The 4422-nt window shown below is 67.8% G+C and carries 6 protein-coding genes; 5 read left to right on the top strand and 1 reads right to left on the bottom strand.

The window, feature by feature from the left end; all coding sequences use genetic code 11:
• The coding region (locus RMO30_RS05785; protein WP_309710649.1) for an EF-Tu/IF-2/RF-3 family GTPase at positions 1–500 on the top strand (500 nt) is incomplete at its 5' end.
• A 96-nt stretch (positions 501–596) separates the two neighbouring features.
• Here the strand turns inward: RMO30_RS05785 and RMO30_RS05780 are convergent.
• Entirely contained in the window at positions 597–1754 is a 1158-nt protein-coding gene (locus RMO30_RS05780; protein WP_309710646.1) for a Dyp-type peroxidase, read from the bottom strand.
• A gap of 151 nt (positions 1755–1905) precedes the next feature.
• Between RMO30_RS05780 and RMO30_RS05775 the strand changes: the two genes are divergently transcribed.
• From RMO30_RS05775 to RMO30_RS05760, 4 genes are all read left to right on the top strand, one after another.
• On the top strand, positions 1906–2346 hold the full coding sequence (locus tag RMO30_RS05775) for a hypothetical protein (protein ID WP_309710644.1): 441 nt from the start codon (positions 1906–1908) through the stop codon (positions 2344–2346).
• 83 nt (positions 2347–2429) lie between these two features.
• Complete coding sequence (locus tag RMO30_RS05770) at positions 2430–2657, top strand: hypothetical protein (RefSeq protein ID WP_309710641.1); 228 nt, start codon at positions 2430–2432, stop codon at positions 2655–2657.
• A 30-nt stretch (positions 2658–2687) separates the two neighbouring features.
• Positions 2688–3137: a hypothetical protein gene (locus RMO30_RS05765; protein ID WP_309710639.1), complete on the top strand. Its 450-nt coding sequence runs from the start codon at positions 2688–2690 to the stop codon at positions 3135–3137.
• A gap of 168 nt (positions 3138–3305) precedes the next feature.
• Positions 3306–4422 (top strand): hypothetical protein (locus RMO30_RS05760; protein ID WP_309710635.1); only part of this gene is annotated, 1117 nt, incomplete at its 3' end.

Genomic DNA, 4422 nt, shown 5'->3' with positions numbered 1-4422 from the left:
CGGGCCGCGCCGAGCGTGGCACCCTTGCGATCAACTCCGAGGTCGAGATCGTCGGCATCCGCCCGACGCAGAAGACCACGGTCACGGGTATCGAAATGTTCCACAAGCAGCTCGACGAGGCCTGGGCCGGCGAGAACTGTGGACTGCTGCTTCGCGGCACCAAGCGCGAGGATGTCGAGCGCGGCCAGGTCGTCGTCAAGCCGGGTTCGGTCACGCCGCACACCCAGTTCGAGGGCACCGCGTACATCCTGTCCAAGGACGAGGGTGGGCGTCACAACCCGTTCTACGCGAACTACCGTCCGCAGTTCTACTTCCGCACCACCGACGTCACCGGCGTCATCACGCTGCCCGCGGGCACCGAGATGGTCATGCCCGGCGACACCACCGACATGACGGTCGAGCTGATTCAGCCGATCGCCATGGAGGAGGGCCTCGGCTTCGCCATCCGTGAGGGTGGACGCACCGTGGGCGCCGGCAAGGTGACCAAGATCCTGAAGTAACACCCGCTGGTTGAGCAGCGCCCGTAGGGCGCGTGTCGAAACCAACACACGAAGGGGTCGGACCGCGAGGTTCGGCCCCTTCGTCGTTCCCCAGAGTCACGTCGTCGCGGACAGCGTGGACCCGAGGGGACGCTCCTGGTCGAACCCCGGCAGGATCAGGAACGTGCCGCTCGCTGTCGGAGTCGAGAAGGCACTGAGCGCATCCACCTCATCCAGCCGGTACTGAGTGGCGACGAACGTGCGGAGGTCTCGCTGAAAGCAGATGAACATGAGCCCGGTGTCGGCGGCGCCGTCGTCGAAGGCGTAGCCGCGGCGAAGCATCAGCTTCGAGCCGGTGAACGAAGGATGCGCCGCGCGCACATGCGCGTGTGCGTCGATCACGGGGTCGCCTTCGGGGGTGCGGGAGTTCAGGTCGACGTCGTCGTCGGGTTCGCCGCCCGAGAGCGGCGCGCCGTCGATGCGCCGCCTGCCGATGATTCGCTCCTGCTCCGCGATGGGAAGGCTCCGGAAGCCGTCGATGTCGAGGCGCAACCGCCGCACCACGCAGACGGTTCCCCCGGCGAGGGGCCCGTCGGCGAGCCAGACGTTCTCGTCGAGTTGCTCCTCGCCGTGTGGAACGACGATGCCATCGTGAAAACCCAACGGGTTGCGAACCCGCGTTCCGCTGCCCGGCCCGCGGAAGAGAGCCTGTTCCCAGCGCACAACCGCGCCGGGGATGTCGGCAGCGAGATCGAGAAGCACCGGGCGCAGCGCCCCCGGGTCACTGCCGTAGGCGGTGAGCAGAAGATCTCCACCGCGCCGCTCCGACGGGATGTCCGCGTCGCCGCGGAACTCCGGCAGATCCTCGGCGCCCGGAAGGGTCGGGTCGAGTATCGCCACGAGAGCGGGCCCGACGCCGACAGTGACGGTGAGATCGATCACCGCGTCGGGTTCCTCGCCGGTCGTCGCCTCGAGGATGCGCGCACCGAGCGTGCGCAGCCAGTCGGGCGCCGAGGCGGTGCGGTCGATGTCGAACACCATGAGGCGCCCGAATCGCTGCGGCGTGCCTGGCCGATCGATCCCCGCTTGAGTGCGGCCGCTCGCCTGGACCGAGTCGACGCCATCCTCATCGGTCGCCGCCTCGCGGCCGCTTCCCGACGAGAACACGGCCGACGCGCCGATGCCGGCTCCCGCTCCGACCGCTCCCGCGAGCAGCGCAACGAGGAGGTCACGGCGAGCCGGGCGGGCGCCGGAGGGTGGCGCGGACTCGCTCATCCGCCCGGCACCTTCACGGGTGGTGAGGCGAGCCGGGGAAGCACGTTGGGCAGTATACGGGGCAGGTCAGCTGAACCGGGTTGCCGACGGCAGCTGCTCGATCTTGGTCGTCGGCAGCGCTGAAATGCGCGACGAACGCTAGCGTAAGCGGATGACCCGCACGGTTCTCGCGCTCGTTGCCGAAGTAGTGCTCGTGATCGTCGTCGCCCTGCTGCTTGGCGCGGTGTGGCAATGGTTTCTGGTCGGCGATCTCGCGACCGGTCTCGTCGAGGGCGCGCGGCTGCTGTTCCTCTTCATGGACGTCGGCCTGGTGGCCTGGCTCGTCGTGCTGATCGTTCTGACGGTGCGCGGGCGCGCCCTGCCCGGCATCGGCCCAACGCTCCTCGCTGCGGTCGCCGCGGTCGTGCTGAACGCAATCGTCGTGCTCATTGTCGGGTTGGCCCAGGGCGGCTGGGCGCCGCTGTTCGTGCTCTTCGCGATCGAGGCCGGGATCGCGTTCCTGATCGCCGTGCTGGTCGTTGCGCCCATCATCCGGCGCCTGTTCCGCTCCGAGGTCACGCCCACGCCCGAGGGGCTTCCGCCCGGGGACTGAGTCGCGAAATTCACACGGGCGCACGTCCACCCGCCAGAATGGCTGTGCCAGGCGGGATGTGCTCGCCGGACCGGGAGGACAGCATGGGCATCGACGACATCGTGGACAAGGCCAAGGAGTTCGCGGGCGACGCGGTCGACAACACGAAGGAGTTCGTGGGGGACGCCGTCGACAACACGAAGGACTTCGTGGGAGACGTCGCCGACAAGGTGAAGGACACGACGCACGACCTCGCTTCGAAAGTCGCCGACGCGACCGACGAAGAGGAGCCCGCGGACGAGGGCACGACCCCGCCGCCGGCGGCGATGTAACACCGACCGATCGAGCGAGGGGAGCAGGAGATGCGGCCACTGGCCAAAACGCTGGTCACGATCTTGCTCACCCTCGCGATCGCCTACGTGCTCGCGACGGTCGTGCTGGCGATCCTCAACGGGCGTGATCTGATCTCGACGGCGATCCAGGATGCCTGGCTCGCCCTCTTCACGGGCGGAGCGGTCACGATCGGGCTGTTTCTGCTCTTCTTGCTGTTCGCGAACGTCGCAGGCCGTCGCCGTGGGAGCGGCTCGCAGTTCTGGATCAACGTCGGCGTGCTCGTCGTCGCGATCGTCATCGGAACGCTCACCACCCTCGCTGCCGGTGTCCTCGTCGGGGCGCTCTCTGCCGGATTCGCCTGGCTCTCGGTGCTCGGCTCGATCCTCGCAGCCGGCGAGCTCTTCGTCGGCGGTGTGATCGCCCTCGCCCTCACCCACTTCGCGATCTTCACACCCCGCGCGACCGAATTCGAGCCCTGAGCCGTTTCACCCGCGAACGGGGGTAGACCGAGATGTCTATCGTCCTTCTTGGGGCCTCACGCCCGGTCCCGAGGGCGGAATAAGCTGTGGTGCTCGCACGGGGGCCTTTCGCGTGCCCTGCTTACCCGGCACGTGCGAGAGCGTGAACCCGAATCCGTTGGAGAACCCATGACGCGCTCGCGCGTTTCTGTGCCTGCCGTTACGACGCGCAGACGCATTCGACGCGCGCTCGCAACGCTCGCTGCAACCGTGGTGCTGAGTTCGGCGATCGTCGTTGCCTCGGTGGCGCCCCCGGCCGCTGCGCTGTCCGGTCACGTCCAGGGAACGGTGTTCCGGGACTTCATCCAGAACGGCGTTTACGACTCGACGCCCGTGAACGGAGTGACCGACGCGCCCCTAGCCGGCGTCACAGTGACCGCCTACAACGGCGCTGGCACCGCGGTCGGGTCGGCGGTGACGACGGCGGCAGGGATCTACGACATCACGATCGCTCCCGCGCTCCCCGACGGCACTCCGCTGCGGATCGAGTTCACGGGGTATCCAGCAGGCTTCGTCGACTCGTTCAACGGCACGGCGAACGCAACGAGCGTGCAGTTCCGGACGGTTGGCGCGACCGGTGTGGACTTCGCACTGCACAAGACGACCGACTACTCGCGCGGCACCTCGACACCGCTGCTCACCGCGATCCAGGTCAACGGGTCACCCGACCTCGACTACGGCAGTACGGCAGCCGCGAATGCGATGGAGACGGCGATCCGCACGAGTACGGCGATCTCCGTGGTCTTGCCGACTAATGCGACGCGCACCGTCACCGTTCCCTCAACAGTCGCGAGCTCGATCGCGACCTTCGGCGAGGTCGGGGCGATCTGGGGGCTCACCGTAGAGTCGCTCGGTCCGGTCGCCGGAGGCGAGCGCTTCTACGTTTACGCGTCGGCGGTGCTGCGCCGTCACTCGGGAACGGGTGAGACGGCCTCGGCATTGCGCGGGATCGATGGGTTGTATCGCCTGGATGTCACGGTCGCGAGCAACGGCACGGTGACGCGCAACGCCCTGGTCGGCTACGACCTCACCTCGGGATCCTCCAACTACGGAACGGTGACCCGAGATCTGACTGACCTCCAGACGGCGGGTGGTGTGCAGTCGCTCGACAGCGCCGCCTACCCCGAGGTCGGCAAGGTCGGCATCGGCGGCATCCAGTACCACGACGGGAAACTCTATGTCGTGAATCTCAACGACCGCGACATCTGGGTATACGACGTCGCGGGCTTCGGGGCGGGCCCGGCAT

Source organism: Pseudolysinimonas sp. (genome assembly GCF_031389465.1).
Taxonomy (GTDB): domain Bacteria; phylum Actinomycetota; class Actinomycetes; order Actinomycetales; family Microbacteriaceae; genus Pseudolysinimonas_A.
This window is presented reverse-complemented; position numbering and strand designations above follow the sequence as displayed.